Below are 19,819 nucleotides of genomic sequence, written 5' to 3'. Positions count from 1 at the left end.
GCGCTGGTGTTCGGCACGGTCTTCGCGTCCGTTCCGTTTCCGTGCCGGGATCGGGGGACACACGCGCACCATGCACCGCGAGTCCGATGCGTGCGCCGTCCACCTCGCCCGAGGGGAGTGAGCAGCGCAGACATCGGGGGTCCGCGGGGCGCGCCCCGAGTCGCGGCTTCGACCGGGGCGGCAGAAGGTGGTCGTGCGCGACGAAAGGCAGAGTGATGACGGAGAGCCGACCCTCCACGACGACCGACTCCGGAGCCCCGGTGGAGAGCGACGAACACTCGCTCACCGTGGGCGCAGGTGGTCCGATCCTCCTCCAGGACGCCTACCTGATCGAGCAGATGGCCCAGTTCAACCGGGAACGGATCCCCGAACGGCAGCCGCACGCGAAGGGCAGCGGCGCCTTCGGGCACTTCGAGGTCACCCATGACGTCAGCCGGTACACCAGGGCCGCGCTGTTCCAGCCGGGGGTCCGTACCGACCTGGTCGCCCGCTTCTCCACGGTGGCCGGCGAGCGGGGCAGCCCGGACACCTGGCGCGACCCGCGCGGCTTCGCGGTGAAGTTCTACACCAGCGAGGGCAACTACGACATGGTCGGCAACAACACGCCGGTCTTCTTCGTCAAGGACCCGATGAAGTTCCAGCACTTCATCCGGTCCCAGAAGCGCCGGGCCGACAGCAACCTGCGCGACCACGACATGCAGTGGGACTTCTGGACCCTCTCGCCGGAGTCCGCGCACCAGGTGACCTGGCTGATGGGCGACCGGGGCATCCCGCGCAGCTGGCGCCACATGAACGGGTACACCTCCCACACCTACATGTGGACCAACGCCGCCGGCGAGCGCTTCTGGGTGAAGTACCACTTCAAGACCGACCAGGGCGTCGAGTTCCTCACCCAGGAGGAGGGCGACCGGCTGGCGGGCGCCGACTCGGACTTCCACGTGCGGGACCTCTTCGAGCACATCCGCGACGGGGACTTCCCCTCCTGGACCCTCCACGTCCAGGTCATGCCGTACGAGGAGGCGGCGGCGTACCGCTTCAACCCGTTCGACCTCACCAAGGTGTGGCCGCACGGCGACTACCCGCTGCTGCCGGTGGGGCGGATGACGCTGGACCGCAACCCCACCGACAACCACGCCGAGATCGAGCAGGCGGCCTTCCAGCCGAACAACTTCGTGCCGGGCATCGGCCCCAGTCCCGACCGGATGCTGCTGGGGCGGCTCTTCTCGTACGCGGACGCCCACCGGGCCCGGATCGGGGCCAACTACCAGCAGCTGCCGGTGAACGCGCCGGTCGTCGACGTCCACACGTACTCCAAGGACGGCGCGATGGCCTACCGGAAGACGTCCGACCCGGTCTACGCGCCGAACTCCAAGGGCGGGCCGGCCGCCGACACCGAGCGGTACGGCAGCCCGCCGAGCTGGTCCGCCGACGGCGAGATCACCCGGGCGGCGTACGTGTCGCACCCGGAGGACGACGACTGGGGGCAGCCCGGCACCCTGGTGCGCGAGGTCCTGGACGACGCGGCCCGCGACCGCCTGGTGGACAACGTGGTCGGCCACCTCCTCGACGGGGTGAGCGATCCGGTCCTGGAGCGCGCCTTCGCGTACTGGAGCAACATCGACCCGGACGTCGGGAGCCGCATCGCCAAGGGGGTCCGGGCCGGGCAGGGCTCGTAGCCCTGACCCGGGACCCCCTCCGGTACCGGATCCCCCTCCGGCACCGGCCCTCCCCCGGTTCCGGCGGCTCCTCCGCCCGGTCCGCGTCGCCCCGAGGGCGGCCGGGACCGGGCGGAGCGGCGGGCGCCGCTACGGCGTCGGCAGGGTGATCTCCCGCTTGAGGATCTTGCCGCTCGGGCCCAGCGGGAGCTGATCGACGAACCACACGTGACGGGGGTACTTGTAGGCCGCCACCCGCTCCTTCACCCACTCCCGCAGCTCGTCGGGGGTGGCCCGCGCGGAGGGGCGGAGCACGACCGCCGCCGCGACCTCCTCGCCGAGGTCGGCGTGGCCCACGCCCACCACGGCGGCCAGGGCGACGGCCGGGTGCTCGTGGAGGACCTCCTCGATCTCGCGCGGGTAGACGTTGTACCCCCCGCGGATGATCATGTCCTTCTTGCGGTCGACGACGAAGAGGTAGCCGTCCTCGTCGGCGCGCGCCAGGTCCCCGGTGCGCAGCCAGCCGTCGGGGATGGCGGCGGCCGTCTCCTCGGGACGGTTCCAGTAGCCCTTCATCACGTTGGGTCCGCGGACCGCCAGTTCGCCGATCTCGCCGGGGACCACGTCCTGTCCCCCGTCGTCGAGGAGCCGCACCTCGACGTCCCGGATGGGGGTGCCGATGGAGCCGGCCTTGCGGGGCCGGTCGGGGTGGTTGAAGGTGACGACCGGGCTGGTCTCGGACATGCCGAAGCCTTCCAGCACGGCGCAGCCGAAGCGCCGCTCGAAGCCGTGGAGGACCTCGACCGGCAGCGAGGCGCCGCCGGAGATGCACATCCGCAGGGTCGAGACGTCCGCCTCGGAGGGGTGCTGCAGCAGGGCCGCGTACATGGTCGGCACGCCCTCGAAGACGGTGGCCCGCTCGCGGGCGATGGCGTCCAGGACGTCTCCCGGCGCGAACCGGGGGATCATGACGAGGGAGGCGCCGCTGCGGACGGTCACGCTCATCGTGCAGATCTGCCCGAAGATGTGGAACAGCGGCAGGCAGCCCACCACCACGTCGTCCGGCGTCATCCGCTGGATCTGGATGCCGTTCACCTCGGTGTTGTGGCGGAGGCCCGCGTGGGTGAGGACGGCGCCCTTGGGGCGGCCGGTGGTGCCGGAGGTGTACAGCAGGACGGCCATGTCCTCGCCGTCGACGTCGGCGACCCCTTCGAGGGGCTCGTGGGCGGCCAGTGCGGCGGCGAACGCGGCGGGTTCGACCGCCGTGCGCGGCACGCCCGCGGCCGCCGCCCCCTGCGCGCCCTCGCCCGGTGCCTGGTGCCACTCGAAGAGCCGGACCGCGCCGGAGTCGGTGAGGTGGAAGGCGGTCTCCCGGGTCTTCAGGAGCGGGTTCATCGGGACGACGACCGCGCCGGCCCGCAGGGCGCCGTAGTACAGCACGACGAACTCGGGGACGTTGGGCAGCATCAGGGCGACCCGGTCGCCGGGACGCACGCCCTCGGACCTGAGCAGGGTGGCGGCACGGGCGCTGTGCCCGTCCAGCTCCGCGTACGTGATGACCCGCTCCCCCAGCCGCAGTGCGGGGTGCTCGGGCTGCCGCGCAGCCGTCTCCACGAGGAACCCTGCCAGATTGGCCATGACCCGCCTCCGTCGCCCGGAACCGCCGAATGTCTACATCGCGGACACCCTGCCGTCACACGGGGCGCGCGCCCTATGGGGGACGGGACAGCGCTCGGGCCGCTCGATTGTCCTCCGGAACAAAAGAGGCCCACTATGCTGCGGACATGAACCTTTCGGGTGTGGCGGCGGCGCTGCGGTCGAGACTGCCCGAGCTGGCCGGGAGGATGGCCCTGCGCATCCGTTCGGAGGTCGACGCCTACCGGGACGAGGCGCTGGTCCCCCTGGAGGCGCTGCGCGACTCCTGCGCCGCCAACGCGGACCTGGTGCTGACGCAGGTCCAGCGCGACGGCACTTTCGACGCGGAGGCGGCCCGGGAGACCGGTCGGGACCGGGCGGAGCAGGGCGTGCCGCTCGCCGACACCCTGCGGGCCTACCGCATCGGGTCCGAGCTGCTGTGGACCGAGATCCTCGCGGAGGCACGGAGCCGGCCCGAGGTCACGGACGAGCTGCTGGTGTCGGAGTCCGCGAAGTTCTGGGCGCTGTTCGGCCTGTACGCGGAGGCGGTGGCGGTCGCCTACCGGGAGACGGCCGCGGAGCTGACCTCGCGGGGGCTCGCCAGGCGTTCCGCCCTGGTGGAGGCCTTGTTCACCGGCATCGTCGCCGAGGGCACGCTCTGGGAGGCCGCCCGCGAGCTGGGGCTGCCGGAGCAGGGGCCGTACGCGGTCGCCGTCGCCGAGGCCGGCGCTCCGGGCGAGGAGCCGCTCGCGGGCGTGGAGGCCGCCCTGCGCCGGGAGGAGCTGCCGTCCGCCTGGAGGCTGCTGCCGGATCAGCAGCTCGCCCTGATCGCGCTGCCGTCGGCGGGCGCGGAGGACGCCTGTCTGCGCATCCTGCGGCGCGGTCGGGCCCGGGTGGGGTTCAGTCCGTGCTTCGACTCGCTGCGAAATGCCCCGCGGGCGGTGCGTTTCGCCCGCCTCGCCCTGTCCGGGCTGCCGGGCACCGGGCCCGGGGTGGCGCGGTTCGACGACGACCCGCTGGCGATGGTCGTCGCCGCGGCGCCCGCCGAGGCCGCCCACCTGGTGGAGGTGACCCTCCGGCCGGTGCTGGACCTGCCGGCCGCGGAGCGGTCCCGTCTGCTGCGGACCCTGGAGGAGTGGTTCGCCTGCGGGGGCTCGGCCGACGCCGCCGCGCGGGGCCTGTTCGTCCACCCCAACACGGTGCGCTACCGGCTCCGGCGCGTCGAGGAGCTCACCGGCCGGCGGCTCTCCGACCCGCGGGCGGCGGCGGACATCGGCGCCGCGCTGCCGGCGGTCCGGGGGCCGCGGACCCGGGGGTGAGCTCCGGGCGGGGCGGGCTCCGGCCAGGGGTGAGTGCCGGCCGGGGGTGAGCTCCGGCGCCGGCGCGTCCCGCCCCGTGACGGTTCCGGGGGACGGGCGTCGTGCGGGTCACTCCTCGTCGACGATGTGCATCGCGGCCTCCTCGGCCGAGGCCGCGCCGCCGTCGATGCCGACGTCGTGGGCGTGGGGTTCCGAGGTGACGGGGCCGGTCCCCCGGTCCTCGGCCATCAGACGGCCGGCCCGTCTGCCGCCGACCTGGTCGTCGAGGAGTTCGCCGTCGGTGTCCGTCGTGTCGCCGAGGCCGTCGCCGTCGGGGACGGCGACCTCCGGCTCCTCCTCCGCGAGCCGCTCGTCGAGGGACTCGCCGCGCATCCGCTCGGCCGCCGTGACGCCCACGCGTTCGGCGCCCAGGGGCCGTTCGGGCGGTGAGTACCCCTCGTCGAGCGGATCTCCGCCCGGACCGTCGAGGGTGTCCTCGCGGTCGAGGATCCCGGCGTCGTCCCGGACCTCGCTTCCGTCCGGCTGGTAGACCTCGTCGCCCCATGCTTCGCGTTCGCTCATGTGCCGCTCCCCTCGCTCCGCCGCGGTCCTCAGCCCGGGTTCCGGACGCGGTCGTGGGGACGGGAGAAGCGGAAGGCGCCCGCGCCGCTGCCCAGTTGGAGCCACAGGTGCCCGGGCTGGGTGACGACGCGCAGCGCGACGGCGGCGCAGCCGGGACAGCGGGCGGTCAGGCCGGGTTCGGGGCCGTAGACGTGCAGCTGTGCCAGGGTCGCCGGCAGCCGGCAGGCGGGGCAGAGCCGCCACGCCGTCGTCGGGTCGGTCGTGAAGACCTCTCCGAGGGGGCCGGCCAGGGCGTTCCCGTCGAGGTACAGGGGGTGCTCGTTCATGTCGGGTTCCTCACCGTGCGGCGCGGGGGTGTCAGCCGAAGCGTTCGGTACGGATCCGGCCCGGTGCGTATCCGGTGGTCAGCAGGAGCTCGCCGACGTGCTCGACGAAGCCGGTCGGGCCGCAGACGTAGCAGCGGCCTTCCGCGGAGGGCGGCAGGTCCCGCAGGTCGGGACCGCCGATGCGCCCGGCCGGGCGCGCGGAGCCGTCCGGGGCGACCCGGGTGTGGAGCAGGCGGACGCGGATCCGGTGGGCCGCGGCGTCGAGTTCCTCCGCGTACCAGACCTCGGCGGGGCTCCGGACGGAGTAGAGCAGGGTGCAGGGCTCGTCCGACGCGGAGGCGAGGCGGGCGCGCACCATCGCCATCAGCGGCACGATGCCGGAGCCGCCGGCGACGAGCAGGAGCGGGCCGGATTCCCTCGGCGTCCAGACGAACCATCCCCCGAGGGGTCCCCTGGCCTCGACCTCGGCGCCCAGGGGAAGGTCGTCGGCGAGGTACGGGGAGACCTCGCCGCCGGAGGTGGCCTGGACGCCCAGTTCGATGGACCCGGCGCCGGCGCCGGCGGGAGCGGCCAGGGAGTAGCTCCGTACGGCCTGGTAGCCGTCGTCCGCCGTCAGCCGGATGTCGACGTGCTGGCCCGGAAGGTGTCCCGGCCACTCGGGCACGTCGAGCCGCAGGGTGCGGCCGGTCGCCGTCTGCCGCGTCCGCTCCGTGAGGCGCGCCCGTCGCCAGCCGTGCATCAGTCGCTCCAGTAGCGCTGTTCGCGCCACGGGTCGCCGTAGCCGTGGTAGCCGGCGGACTCCCAGAAGCCGGGCTCGTCGTCCGGGGTGAGGATGATGCCCTTGATCCACTTGGCGGACTTCCAGAAGTAGAGGTGGGGGACGACGAGGCGGGCCGGGCCGCCGTGGTCCGGGGAGAGCGCGTAGCCGTCATAGGCGTGGGCCAGCCACGCCTTGCCGCCGGTGACGTCCTCGCGCGGGAGGTTGGTGGTGTAGCCGTCGAAGGACTCGGCGACGACGTGTTCCGAGGAGGAGTCCACCTCGTCGAGGAAGACGTCGAGGGAGACTCCGCGCCAGCGGGTGTCGAACTTCGACCAGCGGGTCACGCAGTGGATGTCGACGGTGGGCTCCTCCTGGGGGAGGGCCATCATCTCGTCCCACGTCCAGGACCGGGTCTCCCCCCGTTCGGTGGTCACGGTGAAGGACCACCGGTCGGTGGGGACGTGCGGGGTGGGACCGGCGGACAGGACGGGGAACGACTCCGTCGGGTACTGCCCCGGCGGCAGCCGGCCCTCGAAGGCGCGGGTCCTGCCGTGGAACCCCGGTGACAAGCTGCCCATGGGTCCGTTCCTCTCGCTCGGAGTCGGCCTCGGGCGGTCGACGGGGCGGAGCGGCGGGTCACGACGGCCGTCGTCACGGCGGGTGCGGGATCGCGTCGCGCGGGTGCGGTGCGCCGCGTCCCTCTTCTCCCCCATGATCCTCTGCCGAGGCGCGCACGCAACCCGGCGCGGGCGGGTCCCAGTTGTGCCGCGCGGCAGCCGCGGGGGGCTCCCGGGGCCGGCTCGCGCTCAGGGGGCCCGGTCCCGGACGGGGGCGAGTCCGAGCGCGGCGCAGCCCTGCCGGAGCGCGTCGAGGCCGAAGGCCGTGAGGGGGCCGACGACACCGGGGGTGGCGCCGGAGCGGCGGTCGGCGAGGCGCTCGGCGGCCCAGGCGACGAGTTCGCCGGTGAGGCCGTACGGATCGGGGCCTTCGAGGTGGACCTCCGCGAGCGGGGCCCCGTGCCCGGCGGCCGGGGAGGCGAGGGCGACGACGTACGAGGAGACGCGTGCGCGCACGGCGGCGTCGGGACCGCCCGGCGGTCCGATGGCCAGGGGGAGGGTGAGGGCCTCGGCGATCCTGCCGCCCGCCGGGAGGCGGGTGGCGGCGTGGGCGAGGGCCGACCAGAAGGGGAGGAAGCGGCCGAGTGCGGGGAACCAGCCGTTGTAGACGGTGACGTCGTCCAGCGACGGGAACTCCCTCGGCAGGAAGAGCACTTCGGTGCCGGAGACGAGGAACGCCGGGGTGCGGCGGCCCCGGACGGTGAAGTCGCGGAGGCGGGAGGCGGTGCGTTCCTCGACGATGACGCGCCGGTGCCGGCGGGCGGAGGGCAGGACGAGGCCGTCGCGCAGGGCGGCGCGGGTGCCCCGGCTGAGGCCTCGCCGGACCGTGCCGGTGGCGAAGTAGCCGATGTCGACGCAGCGGGCGGCGGTGCCCGCCTCGCGGAGGGCCAGGGCGGCGGCGAGCATGCCGGGCACGTAGTCGTAGCCGAAGGCCGGGAGCATCACGGCCCCGGTCTCGCAGGCGCGGTGGTGGTACCGGTCGTGCAGGGCGCGGACGAAGCCGACCTCGCCGCTGGAGTCGAGGTAGTGGGCGCCCGCGTCCGCCGCGGCCCTGGCGACGGGGAGGCCGAGGCGTCCGAAGGGGCCGGCGGTGGTGATCAGGACGTCGCCGGGCCGCAGGTTCCGGCGCAGCTCCTCGGGGGCACGGGCGTCGACGACCCACTGGTCGGGTCCGCCGGAGCGGGCGGCCAGGGCGGCAAGGGCGGTGGGGTCGCGCCCGGCGACCGTCGGTCTGACGCCTCTGCGCCTCAGGGCGTCGAGGACGAGGCCGCCGGTGTAGCCGGTGGCGCCGAGCAGGACGACGCGGCCGTTCATCGCCGCCTTCCGAGGAGCGGGCGGACCGGCCGCGGGACGTCGGCGACCGGCTCCGGAGCGTCGCGGAGCGACCGAGGGGCACCGCGGACCGTCTGAGGGACGTCCTGGTTCTGCCGCCCCGCGCGGACGGCGGGGGCTGCGGGGGCGGCGCGGGCAGCGAGGGCGGTCATGGGGCGGGAGGCCTTCCGGGGCGTGGGGCAGGACGGGGGAGGGAAACCTGCCGGCGGGGGCGCGGCGGGGGCGTACGACCGGGAGCGCGTGACGGCGGGTGCCGTCGGCGGACGGCCGTCGGCGCGTTCGGGTCGGCCCGAAAGCTTCGGCCCGTTCGCGCCGGCCCGAACGCGCCGGCGACGAGGCCGATGCCCGTGCCGGAGCAGGAGGGCTCGGCCGGCGCAGTACGGCGTGGGTGGCCCAAGGCCATCATCTGCCCCACGGGCGGCCCGAGCGACCCGTCGCCGCACCGGGGAGACCCGCGGCGGGGTCCGGCACCGTCGCCGCACCGGCCCGGTTGCGGAGGCCGGACCGGACGTGAAGATGGGAGACGGGCATCGACGCCCCGGCAGGGGGGATCCCCTCCGCGGCCGGCAGCGCCGCGGAAACAGGGCACGCGTGTGCTCGTGACCATGGAGTGGACATGACCCAGCTTCCGCCCCCGATCACGCCTTACCTGGAACCGGCGGCACAGGAGTTGTGCGACGCGACCGACCCCCATCCCCGGATCTACGAGGTCCCGCCCGAGAAGGGCCGCGAGATCCTGCTCGGGCTGCAGGTCGACCCGAGCGTGCCCCGGCCCGAGGTCGACGAGGAGTGGGTCGACGTCGACGCGGGCGAGTGGGGCACCGTCCGCACCCGCATCATCCGCCCCAAGGGGGCGAGCGGCCCGCTGCCCGTGGTGTTCTACATCCACGGCGCCGGATGGGTCTTCGGCGACGACAGGACCCACGACCGGCTCTTCCGCGAGCTCGCCGTCGGAGCGGGTGCCGCGGGCGTCTTCCCCGTCTACGACCGCGCCCCCGAGGCCGGGTACCCCACCCAGGTCGAGCAGAACTACGCCGTGGGGCGGTGGGTCCTGGAGCACGGCGCCGAGCACGGTCTGGACGTCTCCCGCATCGCCGTCACCGGGGAGTCGGTCGGCGGCTGCATGTCCGCGGTCTTCGCGCTGATGAACAAGGAGCGCGGCGGCATCGACCTCAAGGCCCAGGTGCTGCTCTACCCGGTGACCGACGCCGACTTCGACACCCCCTCCTACCTGCAGTTCGCCGAGGGCTACTACCTCACCCGGGACGGCATGAAGTGGTTCTGGGACGCCTACACCACCGATCCGGCCCAGCGCGCCGAACACCACGCCTCACCCCTGCGGGCCACGCTCGACCAGCTCAGGGGACTCCCCACCACCCTGGTGATCACCGACGAGGCCGACGTCCTGCGCGACGAGGGCGAGCAGTACGCCAACAGGCTCCGCGAGGCCGGCGTCGACGTCACCTCCGTCCGCGTGGCCGGGATGGTCCACGACTTCCTCCTCCTCGACAGCCTCCGGGACACCCGCGCGGCCAACGTCGCGCGCAAGCTGGCCGTCGACGCCCTCAGGACGGCGCTGCACGGCGACGACTGACCGGCGCCGCCCTCGCCCGTCCGCCTGCAGGGGCCCGTTCCACGCCGTCGGGGCGTGGGCGGGCCGCCTGCCTGCGGGCGGCGCGCGACAGGTCCGCGCCTCCGTGTCCGCCCTGTTCGCCGCCTCCCCCGCGGTCCGGGCGGCGACGGCCGCCGGCTGACGGCCCGCACCAGCCCGCCGTCCGCCCCGCGGAGGACGCGCTCCTCCCCCACCGCCTCGGCGCCCGGGCCGACGCCGGAGCCCCGGCCCCCGGTCGGCGGACCGGGGGCCGGGGCGGCCGGCGGGTGTCAGGAGGCGGGGACCTGGTCGACGAAGGTCGTGCCGGCACCGCGCAGGGCCGCCACCTTCGCGGCGACCTGGGCGGGGGTGAGGACCTGGTCCTTGACGTGCAGGACGTAGTCGACCTGCTGGTCGTAGGCGCGCGGAGTGGTCGACGGCTGGCCGTTGAGGTCGATCAGCCACTGGTTGAAGTTGATGGACATGGGGCGCTCGGGCAGGTAGGCGGCGTCGTGCGTGCCGAACAGGGCTCCGTCGACGTAGTAGGTGATCTTGCTGTTGTCGATGGTCACGACCAGGTCGTGCCAGCCCGCGAAGCTCGTACGGCTCTCGCTGTGCTGGTTGACCGCCTGCCACGGGTCGGGGTTGTAGGTCTCCCAGGAGGTCGTGTAGAGGATGTTGGCCGGCTCGCCCCAGCCGCCGTTGGGCAGGTACTCGAAGTCGTACTCGGCGTAGTCGTCGGCCATCGGGGCCTTGAGGTCGTTGATGGTGAAGAAGGTCTGGACGATGCGGTCGCCGTCCGGGCCGTACTTGGGCGCGTCGGAGAACTTCACCCGGGAGGCGTAGGTGCCGTTCTTGAACTTCGTCGCCTGGGTGAGGACTTCGGTGTGCACGGTGCTGGCGCCGGTGCCGGCGCTGGAGGTCTCCAGGTTCATCACCGTGTTGCCGCTCTGGTTGACGAAGGTGACCTTGGAGGGGTCCCAGGTGGCGCCGGGGACGCCGGGGCCACCGGAGTTCGAGCGGACGCTCCAGCCGTGGGAGGCGAGGGCCGGGTCGGTGTGCGAGGAGTACGAGAAGTCGTCGAAGAGGGTCTCGCCGTTGCCCGGCGGGGTGGTGGGCGGGGTGGTCGGCGGGGTCGTGGGCGGTTCGGTGGGCTCGTTGCCGGCCGGGGCGGTGCCCCACACGTTCACCCCCGCGAGCTGCGCGGTGACCTTGGTCCAGTCGGTGTACGAGGTCGGCGCGCCCTGGAAGGAGTAGTCGTCGCTCTGGGTCAGGGTCTGCCAGTTGGCCTGGTAAAAGCGCAGCTGCATGTCGCCGGTGTCGGCGCCGGGGGCGAGCGACCCGGCCGCGGAGGTGAAACCGATCTCCAGGTAGCGGTCGGCCGTCGCGGTGGGGTTGGCGAGCGTGCCGAAGGTGCCGGTGATGGCCGAGCAGCCCTTGACCGCCCACGAGCAGGCGAAGCGGTAGGTGGCGGTCGGCGAGTCCGCCTTGAAGTAGTAGCGGATCTTGACCTGGTTCAGCGCCACGCTCGTGGTGCCGGTGTTGCGCACCTTGAGCCACGGCTCGCTCTGGTCGGCGGTGGCCCCGCCGGCGCTGGTGCGGTACTGGACGGCGACCCCGCCCCCGGAGGCGGAGGCGGTGGTGAGCGGGAAGGTCGCCAGGGCGGCGCTGCCGACGACCGCGGTCAGCGCGAGGGCCGCCCGGGTGGTGCGGCTGGTACGGCTGGTGGCACGGGTGCTCATCAGACGGATTCCTTTCGTTCGCTCCCGCCGGTCGGCGGGAGGGAGACATCGGTGGTGCGGGAGGAGGACATCAGGGGTGCGGGAAGAGGAAGCGGGCCGGTCCGCGCCGGGCGGGAGGCGTCCGGGCCGGTCCGCGCCGGACGGGTTCACGCCGGGGCGGGGGCCGTCCGGGCGGGGAGGGCGTCGTGCGGGACGCCGAGCGCGGTCAGGCGCGCGCCGTGGCCGTCCAGCCTGTCGCGGAAGTCCCGCCAGTCGCCGGACGCGGTCCACGCCCGTTCGGCGAGGGCGCACAGGCGGGGGTAGGTGAGGTACTCGATGTGCGCGGGCGTCGGGACGAACTCGGTCCACAGCTGCCCCTGGACCCCCAGGACCCTGCCGGAGAGCCCCGGCTCGTCCGGGGGCGGCAGCAGGTCGACGCCGTACACGCTCCGCAGGTCGGTCGTGTGGCCCGGCTGGGCGGCCGGCTCCTCGGGCCCGGACGCGCGGGCGTAGTCGAAGTAGGTGCGCCGGTGGTCGGCGTGGATGACGTCGTGGCCCCGGCGGGCCGCGGCCCAGGCGTGTTCGGGCGTGCGCCAGCTCATCACGGTGCAGGAGAGGGGCAGCGTGGCGCCGTCCTCGGCCCAGGCGACCGGGCGGCGGCCCGCTCCTGCGACGTGGTCGGCCATCCGGGCCATGAACCAGCCGTGCAGTTCGCGCGGGCCCGACAGCCCCTCGCGGGCCGCGCGGGCGATCGCCGCCGGGCTGGACTCCCATTCGCCGGTGGGGACCTCGTCGCCCCCGAGGTGGACGTAGGGGGCGGGGAAGAGGTCCATCACCTCGTCGAGGACGGTGCGGAAGAAGTCCAGGACGTGGTCGCCGACCCCGAGCACGGTGGGGCAGACGCCCCACTCGGTCCACACGTCGAGCCGCCGGTCCGGGGCGTTGCCCAGTTCGGGGTAGGCGGCCAGGGCGGACCGCACGTGTCCCGGCACGCTGATCTCGGGCACGACGGTCACCCCGCGCGCGGCGGCGTGGGCGACGAGCCCGGCGAGTTCCGCGCGGGTGTACGCGCCGCCGTGCGCACGGCCGTCGAAGCGCGTGCTGCCCGCGGGGCCCACCATCGACTGCGCCCGCCGGCCTCCGGTCCCGGTGAGCCTCGGGTAGGCCTCGACCGGCATCCGCCAGCCCTGGTCGTCGGTGAGGTGGAGCTGGAGCACGTTCAGTTTGTGGAGGGCGAGCAGGTCGACGAAGCGGTGGAGGTAGGACACGGGCTGGAAGTGCCGGGCGACGTCGAGGAGCATCCCGCGCCAGGGGTGCGCGGGGACGTCCGTGATCTCGACGCCGGGCAGCTCGACCCGGTGGGGCGGGACCGCGTACGGGGCGGAGCCGGTCGACCCGGTGTCGTACGGACCGGAGCCATAGGGGCCGGAGCCGTACGGACCGGTGTCGCGGCCCGTCGGGGCGGTGAGGGCCTCGGGGGGCAGGAGCTGGCGCACCGTCTGGACGCCGCGGAGGAGGCCGGTGGGCCGGGCGGCGCGCAGCAGCACTCCGTGGGCGGCGACGGTGAGTCCGTACCCCTCCTCCCCGAGGCCGGTGAGCGCGGGGTCGAGCGCGAGGACGAAGGTGCCGTCCTCGGCGTGCTCCAGGCGCAGCCCGGTGGCGGGCGTCAGGTAGCCGCGCAGCAGGTCGGCGGCCTGCTCGGCGCCCGGGGCGACGCGCAGACGGGTGGTGGCGTCGAGACGGAAGCGTCCGGGGCGGGGGGAGAGCCGGCCGGGGCGGGGGACGAGGGTGAGGTCGGGGCGGTGGCGGGCGGGGCGGGGCAGGTCCACGGGGTTCGTCTCCGGTGTTCTGCGGGGGCGCGCGGTCCGGCTGCCGGCGGCCGCACGACGGGGCGGCCGGTTCCGGTGTGCCGCGCGGCGCGGAAGCGGCGGGGTGGTCGTGTCGTGTCGGTCAGCCCTTGACGCCTCCGGCGGTGAGGCCCGACGTCACGTGGCGCTGGAGGGCGAGGAAGACGACGAGGGCGGGCAGCGCGAAGAGGGTGGAGGCGGCCATGGTGGCCCCCCAGTCCGTGCCGAAGGTGGTCTGGAAGGAGGAGAGCCAGACCGGCAGGGTGCGGCTGTCCTGCTGTTTGATGATGAGGAAGTTGGCGTAGGTGAACTCGTTCCAGGCGGTGATGAAGCCGAAGAGCGAGGTGGCCATCAGTCCCGGGGCGAGCAGGGGGAAGGCGATCCGGCGGAAGGCACCGACGCGGGTGCAGCCGTCGACCTGCGCGGCCTCCTCCAGTTCGGGCGGGATGCCGGCGATGAAGCCGCGGAGCACGACCACCGTGAACGGCAGGGTGATCATGAAGTAGACGAGGGTGAGCGTCGGCAGCCGGTCGAGCATGTTCGTGTCGCGGGAGATGATGTAGACCGGGATGATCAGTGACTCCCACGGCGCCATCTGGGCGATGAAGACCGCCAGCATGAACTGGCGGCGGCCGCGCCACCGCAGCCGGGCCACGGCGTACGCCGCGCCGAGCGCGACGATCAGGGCGAGGAGGACGGCGCCGAGGGTGACGAGGACGCTGTTGCGCCAGAAGAGGGCGAAGCCGTCGGCCTGGACCGCGGTGCGGAAGTGGTCGAGGGTCCACTCCTGCGGGATGAGGCGGGGGTCGTAGGACTGGATGTCGCGGGACGGCCTGAAGGCGGTCGCGAGCATCCAGTACACGGGGAAGAGGCAGATCACCACGGTCAGGGTGGCGGCCGCGCGGAGCGGGAGCCGGCGGAGCGCGCGCCGCGGCGCGGTCGTGCGGGCCTTACGAGCCGTGCGGGTCGTGCGGGTCGGGGTCACAGCTGGTCCCCCTCCTGGCGGAAGAGCTGGCGGAAGTAGAGGACGAGGACGCCGCTCATGAGCAGGACGGTGACCATGGAGGCGGCCGAGCCCAGGTCGTAGCGCTGGTTGGCGAGGGCGGTCTGGACGGCGTACACGGGCAGGATCGTCGTCGCGTCGCCGGGGCCGCCCCGGGTCATGACCCAGATCTGGACGAAGGCCTTGAAGGTCCAGATGACCTCCAGGGAGAGCACGAGCATGAAGAGGGGCCGTACGAGGGGGAAGGTCACCGAGCGGAAGAGGGTCCACGCCCCGGCGCCGTCGAGGCGGGCGGATTCGTAGAGCTCCTCGGGGACGGTGGTGAGGGCCGAGTAGAGGGTGATGGCGGCGAAGGGCACCGACTGCCAGACGATGAGGGCGACGAGGATGGCGAAGGCGGCGCGGCCGTCGGCGAGCCAGGTGTAGCCCTCGAAGGAGTCGAGGCCGAGGTCGGTGAGGGTTTCGTTGACGATGCCGAACTCGGAGTGGAACAGCCACTGGAAGACGGTGGTGGCGGCCACGACGGGCACCGCCCACACCAGGACCAGCGAGCTGAGGACCACGGCCCGGCCGGCTCTGCCGAGGCGTTCGATCATCAGGGCGACCAGCGTCGCGAGGATCATGATGGCGGCGACGTTGACGGCCATGAAGAGGAAGGTGCGGCGGACGACGTCCCAGAACCTCGGGTCGCTCAGCAGGGTCTGGTAGTTGCGCAGCCCCACGAACTCGGCGTCGCCCCTGATCAGTTCGCGCAGCCGGAAGTCCTGGAGGGAGATGAGCAGGGCCCGGCCGAAGGGGTAGAGCAGGAGGTAGAGCATGCCCAGGACCGCCGGTGCGATCAGCAGGTACGGGCCGAGGGTGGGGCGGCGACCGCGGAGCGGCCGCCGGGAGGGCCTGGCGGGCATCGTTCAGGATCCGCTGTTCAGGGTCGTGGTGATGGACGCGGCGGCCTTCGCGGCCTCGGCCGCCGGGTCGCGGCCGGTGAGCACGGCCGTCATGTAGTCCTTGATGGGGTTCTTGGCCTCGACCGCCGCCCACTGGGGGGTGTTGGGGGTGGCGTGTCCGTTGGCGGCGCCGACCGCCATGGTCGCGGCGCCGGGGTCGGAGGCGACGGCGGTGGCGAGGTTGGTCTTGTTCGGGACGTAGCTCATCGCGAGGGCGAGCTTCGTCTGCCAGGTCTCGCCGGTGAGCTCCTTGATGAAGGTGTACGCCTCGTCCTGGTGGCGGGCGACGGCGGGCACGATCAGGTCGGAGCCGCCGGTGAAGACGGCGCCGGGGGTGTCGGCGGTCTTGCCGGGGATGGGGAAGAAGCCCAGCTTGCCCTTGAGGGCCGGGTTCTTCTGCGCGATGACGCCGGCTCCGCCGGGCGTGGCGATGACCTGCGCGATCTGCCCCTTGGCGACGACGTCCGCCTGGAGGGGACGGGACTCGTCGGAGTCCTTGGGGCCCTTGCCGAGCGCCTGGAGCCGCTTGTAGAAGTCCATGGCCCTCATCGCCTCGGGGCTGTCCAGTCCGCCCTTCCATCTGCCGCCCTCCTGGAGGGCGAGGTCGCCGCCCTCGTCCCAGACGAAGCCGGCGAGGGCGAACCAGTTCTGGCCGGGGAGGTAGATGCCCTGGACGCCGTCCTTGTTCAGGCGTTCCGTGGCGGCGAGCCACTGGTCACGCGTCTTGATCGTCGCGGCGTCGATGCCGGCCTGGCGGAAGAGGTCGGTCCGGTAGATGACGACCCGGTTGGCGGCGTAGTACGGGATGCCGTACTGCTTGCCCTCCCAGGCGCCGGGCTCGGCGAGGCCGTCCAGCCAGAAGTCGCCGTCGAGCTCGTCGACCCTGTCGGTGAAGTCGGTCAGTCCGCCGCTCTGGGCGTACTGGGCGACCTGGGTGTTGCCGACCTCGATGACGTCCGGGGCGTCGTTGCTGGCCAGGGCGGCGGTGACCTTCTCGCCGATGCCCTCCCACTCCTGGATCTGGATCTTGACGTCGATCTCCGGGTGGGCCTTCTCGAATCCCGCCTCGAACTCCTTCTGGAAGGCCTCGGAGACGCTGTCGCGCATCAGCCAGACGTCGAGGACGGTCGGCCCGCCGGCGTCGCTCCCGCCGTCGGACGAGGAACAGGAGACGAGGCCGGTGCTCAGCAGCATGGCGCCGAGCAGGACAAGGGGGCGGTGCTTCACGGTTCACCTCTGGGGAGCCTGGGAACGGAGGGAAACCCTGAGCTGACCACTTGCCTGCCGAGGGTTTACCAGTTGGCGCGAGATGAAGGTGGCATGGACCAATGTTGTCGTCAACCCCCGCACCGCAGAGGGTTTTTGGACACCATCCGGCCAAAAGTGGGTGCATGAACCCTGCATCCACCGCAGCATTGCCGCTTGACCAGTGGACCAGTTATGGTTGACCAGCAAACTTCCCGCGCACTTCCGCTGCACTCCCGTGCACCCCCCGCACACCCCCTGCGCACCTCCCGCGCACTTCCCGACGACGAACGAGAGCCCCGTATGGAGATCGACGCGGCAGCCTCCGGCGCCATGCTCAAGCGCGAGCGGGTCCGCGACGCGATCCTCGAACTCATCGAGGCCAGGTCCCCCGGCGACGCCATCCCCTCCGAGCGCACCCTCTGCGCCGACCTCGGCGTCTCGCGCCCCACCCTGCGCGCGGCGGTCGACGAACTGGTCGTCGCGGGACTCCTGGTGCGCGAGCACGGCCGGGGCATGTTCGTCGCCGCGGCGAAGATCACCCAGGAGCTGATCTCCGACCGGAACTCCTTCAGCCTCCCCCAGGCCGGCGGCGTCTGGACCAGCCGGCTCCTGGAGTTCAGCACCCTCCCGGCCGGCCCGCGCGTCAGCCGCAAACTGCGGATCTCCCCCGCCGCCGAGATCCTCTACGTCGCCCGGCTGCGCCTGGTGGACGGCTCCCCGATGGCCATCGAGCACCTCCACGTCCGGGCCGACCTCGTCCCCGGCCTGACCAGCGAGGAACTGGAGCAGGGCGACCTGTACGAGCACCTGCGGGACCGGCACGGAGTCCAGGTCAGCGAGGCCGTGCAGTCCATCGAGCCCACCGTCGTCACCCGCGCCGAGGCCGATCTCCTCGACGTGCCGGAGCTGTCCCCGGCGCTCCTGTTCGAGCGGCTCACCACGGACTCCCGGGGACGCCCGGTGGAGTACGTGCACTCGCTCTACCGCGGCGACCGCTACCGCATCGTCTCCCGCCTCGCCCTCGGCCCCCACGACGAGCAGCCGCCGGCGAAGGAGGGCCACCACCCGGGCATCCCCCCGGGCGACTTCACCGCCGCCGACCCGGTGACCTTCTCCACCCGGGGCGTGGTCCAGCACCACACCTGAGCGCGGGCCCGCGAAGCCCCTCCCACCACACGGCGACGCGGCCGCGCACCGGTCGCCCGCTCCCCCGGCGGGCGCGGACGACAAGAGGCCCCGCCCGCCCCACGAAGGGGCGGACGGGGCCTGAGGTCACGACGGACGGACGGCCGGGACCGGAAAGGGCCACGACCGGCGGGAGGTCAGGGCCGGTAGGACGGGTTCTCCATCCGGTGGCCGGTGAGCACCCCGTCGGGACCGACCTCCCAGGCGCGGACGATGTCCTCGGGAGGCACGGCACCGTTCGGGTCCTCGACCCTCCGGGGGTCCATCTCGTAGACCCATCCTCCCGGATACGCCCTGGCTTCCGCCACGAGCGCGGGCGGAGCGTCCGCGGCGGGACCGGTACTCCGCCCGCCTTCCGTGTCCTGTCCGGGCTGCGGGCCCTGGCGAGGGCGTCGCAGGAATCGGAGGAACCCCACCTAGCGTCGCCCCCTCACGACTCGTTCCCAGGAAGTGAAACCGTCGGCGTCCTCACGGGGCCGCCAGAAGACCGGCCCCCTCACCCGCTCCTCGATCGCCTTGACGTACCGCATGGGGTGCAGCAGCGACAGGACGGACGCCCGGGAGGACGCGAAGCGCGCCTCCCAGGCCCGCTCCTGCGCCTCCACCGTCACCACCGCATCCGGCCCCGCCGGGGCCAGCAGCGGCACGACGTCCCGCGCCGTGGCCGGGCGCCGCCGGGGGACGAGGTGGACCACCTCGGCTCCGGCGGCGGCCGCCGTCGGGGAAGGACGGGCGTTCGCCCGCGCGCCGTTGCAGCAGAGGAGGAGACCCTCCTCGTCCAGGCTCCGGCGCGCGGACCTCAAGGCCTCGAAGAGATCCGTCCCCGTGCCACGGGCCCGTGTCAGGTCGTCCACGACGACCTCGACGGTCCACGGCGGCTCGGCGGAGAAGAGGACCACGCAGGGACGCCCCTCCCCGTCACCGGAGACGGTCCGGAGCCTCGTTCTGTGCACTACGGGGTCCCCTTGTAATTGGGATTGGCGACGTAGTTGTCCGTCGGCATGCCCCAGGAATAGTACCGGGCACCGGCGATGGCGCTTCCGTCGATGCCTCCGGGGAACACCACCTCCTTCTCCGCGCGGAACACGTAGCTCCAGCCGAGCGCCTTGTTCATGCTGATACCGGCACCGGGGTGCGGAATCTCGTAGACCCAGGTGGACCCCTTCGCCTTCTGCGGGAACATCGCTCCGATGCTGCGCCGGGTGCTCGTGCCGACCCAGGAGGAACTCGTGTTGTACTTCCCGTAGGTCAGGAGGTCGCGATTGCTTCCGCCCCGTGTGGAGAATCCGGTGGCGAAGACCACGGACGGAACGCGGTTGTCACCCCGGACCACCATGCTCGGGAACACCACCGCGGTCCGCGACCCGGCGATCTCGGGGAAGAAGTCGAACCGCGCTCCGGCACCCAGCATCGAGCCGGCCCGCATGGGCGGCACGGCTCCGGCGACGAGGCCGCCGTGGCCCACGCCCAGGTCGAAGGCCTGCGTGTCGACTTCGACGTCGTACTCTTCGGCCGCCTCCTTGCGCACGGCGTCACCGGCGCACTCGACCTCTCCGAAGAGCTTGAAACCCTGACAGGCGAAGGTCAGCGTGTCGACGGCGCCGGCGATGATGCCGGCGAGGTAGTCGCGGTCGTCGCCCTTCGGCTGATCCGTCGCCTCGCGCTCACAGCCGAACCGGTTGCACTTGAGCTTGTAATTGCCGCCGCCCCCCTTGTTCGTTCCCTTCTTGTCCCCGCCGCCGCCTCCGCCGGTGGTCGCCGGCTTCGGCTTCGGCTTGTCGTCGTTGGTCTTGCGGTCACCGTCGGTGTTCTTGGTGCCGTCGGTGTTCCAGTCGTCCGGGTAGCAGGCCGCGCCGCTCGCTCCGCATATCTCCATCAGACCGGTGGGGTCGGTGAGGGTGAGAGGCGTGTTGCTCGCGTAGCCGTAGCCGTTCACCGACTGCGGCATTTCGAGGCTCAGGATCGGATCGGCGCTGATGAACTGGCCGAGTTCGGTGTCGTATTCGCGGGCGCCGATGTGGGTGAGGCCGGTGGTGGTGTCGATGTCTCCGCCGACGAAGCCCTTGGTGCCGGGC

General features: G+C 73.1%; 18 protein-coding genes. 4 read left to right on the top strand and 14 right to left on the bottom strand.

Going from position 1 to position 19,819, the window contains the following annotated elements:
- Nucleotides 1–215 precede the first annotated feature (215 nt).
- Nucleotides 216–1,676, top strand: coding sequence for a catalase (locus tag IE287_RS36550; RefSeq protein ID WP_189853729.1), 1,461 nt, complete (start codon nt 216–218; stop codon nt 1,674–1,676).
- Nucleotides 1,677–1,805: 129 nt separating this feature from the next.
- Here the strand turns inward: IE287_RS36550 and IE287_RS36545 are convergent, their stop codons facing one another.
- Nucleotides 1,806–3,293: a long-chain-fatty-acid--CoA ligase gene (locus tag IE287_RS36545; RefSeq protein WP_189853728.1), complete on the bottom strand. Its 1,488-nt coding sequence runs from the start codon at nt 3,291–3,293 to the stop codon at nt 1,806–1,808.
- A gap of 146 nt (nt 3,294–3,439) precedes the next feature.
- Here IE287_RS36545 and IE287_RS36540 point away from each other — a divergent pair, with 146 nt between their 5' ends.
- Nucleotides 3,440–4,609, top strand: a complete 1,170-nt coding sequence (locus tag IE287_RS36540; protein ID WP_229883976.1) for a PucR family transcriptional regulator — start codon at nt 3,440–3,442, stop codon at nt 4,607–4,609.
- Nucleotides 4,610–4,717: 108 nt separating this feature from the next.
- On the opposite strand, the gene IE287_RS36535 is transcribed toward IE287_RS36540, so the two are convergent.
- The 5 genes from IE287_RS36535 to IE287_RS36515 all read right to left on the bottom strand — a co-directional run bounded on the left by IE287_RS36535 (nt 4,718) and on the right by IE287_RS36515 (nt 8,187).
- Nucleotides 4,718–5,170: a DUF5709 domain-containing protein gene (locus IE287_RS36535; protein WP_189853727.1), complete on the bottom strand. Its 453-nt coding sequence runs from the start codon at nt 5,168–5,170 to the stop codon at nt 4,718–4,720.
- Between the two features lie 29 nt (nt 5,171–5,199).
- Nucleotides 5,200–5,496: a DUF6510 family protein gene (locus IE287_RS36530; protein ID WP_189853726.1), complete on the bottom strand. Its 297-nt coding sequence runs from the start codon at nt 5,494–5,496 to the stop codon at nt 5,200–5,202.
- A 31-nt stretch (nt 5,497–5,527) separates the two neighbouring features.
- Nucleotides 5,528–6,235: an FAD-binding oxidoreductase gene (locus IE287_RS36525; RefSeq protein WP_189853725.1), complete on the bottom strand. Its 708-nt coding sequence runs from the start codon at nt 6,233–6,235 to the stop codon at nt 5,528–5,530.
- Nucleotides 6,235–6,834 carry a sulfite oxidase-like oxidoreductase gene (locus IE287_RS36520; RefSeq protein WP_189853724.1) on the bottom strand — a complete coding sequence of 200 codons (600 nt, stop codon included), beginning with the start codon at nt 6,832–6,834 and terminating at the stop codon, nt 6,235–6,237. The genes IE287_RS36525 and IE287_RS36520 overlap by 1 nt, the downstream gene beginning before the upstream one ends.
- A 228-nt stretch (nt 6,835–7,062) precedes the next feature.
- Entirely contained in the window at nt 7,063–8,187 is a 1,125-nt protein-coding gene (locus IE287_RS36515; protein ID WP_189853723.1) for a saccharopine dehydrogenase family protein, read from the bottom strand.
- A 634-nt stretch (nt 8,188–8,821) separates the two neighbouring features.
- Between IE287_RS36515 and IE287_RS36510 the strand changes: the two genes are divergently transcribed.
- Nucleotides 8,822–9,799 (top strand): alpha/beta hydrolase, encoded by a 978-nt coding sequence (locus tag IE287_RS36510; protein WP_189853722.1) that lies wholly within the window; start codon nt 8,822–8,824, stop codon nt 9,797–9,799.
- A gap of 287 nt (nt 9,800–10,086) precedes the next feature.
- Here the strand turns inward: IE287_RS36510 and IE287_RS36505 are convergent, their stop codons facing one another.
- The 5 genes from IE287_RS36505 to IE287_RS36485 all read right to left on the bottom strand — a co-directional run bounded on the left by IE287_RS36505 (nt 10,087) and on the right by IE287_RS36485 (nt 16,538).
- Nucleotides 10,087–11,538: a cellulose binding domain-containing protein gene (locus tag IE287_RS36505; RefSeq protein ID WP_189853721.1), complete on the bottom strand. Its 1,452-nt coding sequence runs from the start codon at nt 11,536–11,538 to the stop codon at nt 10,087–10,089.
- 146 nt (nt 11,539–11,684) lie between these two features.
- Nucleotides 11,685–13,340, bottom strand: a complete 1,656-nt coding sequence (locus IE287_RS36500; protein ID WP_373307978.1) for a beta-N-acetylhexosaminidase — start codon at nt 13,338–13,340, stop codon at nt 11,685–11,687.
- A gap of 127 nt (nt 13,341–13,467) precedes the next feature.
- Complete coding sequence (locus IE287_RS36495; protein ID WP_189853734.1) at nt 13,468–14,253, bottom strand: carbohydrate ABC transporter permease; 786 nt, start codon at nt 14,251–14,253, stop codon at nt 13,468–13,470.
- A gap of 92 nt (nt 14,254–14,345) precedes the next feature.
- Entirely contained in the window at nt 14,346–15,272 is a 927-nt protein-coding gene (locus tag IE287_RS36490; RefSeq protein ID WP_189853719.1) for a carbohydrate ABC transporter permease, read from the bottom strand.
- Between the two features lie 3 nt (nt 15,273–15,275).
- Nucleotides 15,276–16,538 (bottom strand): extracellular solute-binding protein, encoded by a 1,263-nt coding sequence (locus tag IE287_RS36485; RefSeq protein WP_189853718.1) that lies wholly within the window; start codon nt 16,536–16,538, stop codon nt 15,276–15,278.
- A gap of 321 nt (nt 16,539–16,859) precedes the next feature.
- Between IE287_RS36485 and IE287_RS36480 the strand changes: the two genes are divergently transcribed.
- Nucleotides 16,860–17,705, top strand: a complete 846-nt coding sequence (locus tag IE287_RS36480; RefSeq protein WP_189853717.1) for a GntR family transcriptional regulator — start codon at nt 16,860–16,862, stop codon at nt 17,703–17,705.
- A gap of 176 nt (nt 17,706–17,881) precedes the next feature.
- Here the strand turns inward: IE287_RS36480 and IE287_RS39245 are convergent, their stop codons facing one another.
- The 3 genes from IE287_RS39245 to IE287_RS36470 form a co-directional block, all read right to left on the bottom strand.
- A complete protein-coding gene (locus tag IE287_RS39245) occupies nt 17,882–18,010 on the bottom strand; it encodes a hypothetical protein (protein ID WP_268255021.1) in 129 nt (42 codons plus the stop codon).
- Nucleotides 18,011–18,160: 150 nt separating this feature from the next.
- Nucleotides 18,161–18,643: a hypothetical protein gene (locus IE287_RS36475; RefSeq protein ID WP_189853716.1), complete on the bottom strand. Its 483-nt coding sequence runs from the start codon at nt 18,641–18,643 to the stop codon at nt 18,161–18,163.
- A gap of 53 nt (nt 18,644–18,696) precedes the next feature.
- Nucleotides 18,697–19,819, bottom strand: a 1,123-nt coding sequence (locus tag IE287_RS36470; RefSeq protein ID WP_189853715.1) for an RHS repeat-associated core domain-containing protein, incomplete at its 5' end; no start/stop codon positions are given.

Source organism: Streptomyces omiyaensis, assembly GCF_014650895.1.
Classification (GTDB): domain Bacteria; phylum Actinomycetota; class Actinomycetes; order Streptomycetales; family Streptomycetaceae; genus Streptomyces; species Streptomyces omiyaensis.
This window is presented reverse-complemented; position numbering and strand designations above follow the sequence as displayed.

What these genes read in the sequence shown, in the direction of transcription:
- IE287_RS36510 (WP_189853722.1), top strand. Translation starts at nt 8,822, where the DNA reads ATGACCCAGCTTCCGCCCCCGATCACGCCTTACCTGGAACCGGCGGCA.
- IE287_RS36480 (WP_189853717.1), top strand. Translation starts at nt 16,860, where the DNA reads ATGGAGATCGACGCGGCAGCCTCCGGCGCCATGCTCAAGCGCGAGCGG.
- IE287_RS36520 (WP_189853724.1), bottom strand. Translation starts at nt 6,834, where the DNA reads ATGGGCAGCTTGTCACCGGGGTTCCACGGCAGGACCCGCGCCTTCGAG.
- IE287_RS39245 (WP_268255021.1), bottom strand. Translation starts at nt 18,010, where the DNA reads ATGGACCCCCGGAGGGTCGAGGACCCGAACGGTGCCGTGCCTCCCGAG.
- IE287_RS36525 (WP_189853725.1), bottom strand. Translation starts at nt 6,235, where the DNA reads ATGCACGGCTGGCGACGGGCGCGCCTCACGGAGCGGACGCGGCAGACG.
- IE287_RS36550 (WP_189853729.1), top strand. Translation starts at nt 216, where the DNA reads ATGACGGAGAGCCGACCCTCCACGACGACCGACTCCGGAGCCCCGGTG.
- IE287_RS36490 (WP_189853719.1), bottom strand. Translation starts at nt 15,272, where the DNA reads ATGCCCGCCAGGCCCTCCCGGCGGCCGCTCCGCGGTCGCCGCCCCACC.
- IE287_RS36535 (WP_189853727.1), bottom strand. Translation starts at nt 5,170, where the DNA reads ATGAGCGAACGCGAAGCATGGGGCGACGAGGTCTACCAGCCGGACGGA.
- IE287_RS36505 (WP_189853721.1), bottom strand. Translation starts at nt 11,538, where the DNA reads ATGAGCACCCGTGCCACCAGCCGTACCAGCCGCACCACCCGGGCGGCC.
- IE287_RS36530 (WP_189853726.1), bottom strand. Translation starts at nt 5,496, where the DNA reads ATGAACGAGCACCCCCTGTACCTCGACGGGAACGCCCTGGCCGGCCCC.
- IE287_RS36545 (WP_189853728.1), bottom strand. Translation starts at nt 3,293, where the DNA reads ATGGCCAATCTGGCAGGGTTCCTCGTGGAGACGGCTGCGCGGCAGCCC.
- IE287_RS36540 (WP_229883976.1), top strand. Translation starts at nt 3,440, where the DNA reads ATGAACCTTTCGGGTGTGGCGGCGGCGCTGCGGTCGAGACTGCCCGAG.
- IE287_RS36515 (WP_189853723.1), bottom strand. Translation starts at nt 8,187, where the DNA reads ATGAACGGCCGCGTCGTCCTGCTCGGCGCCACCGGCTACACCGGCGGC.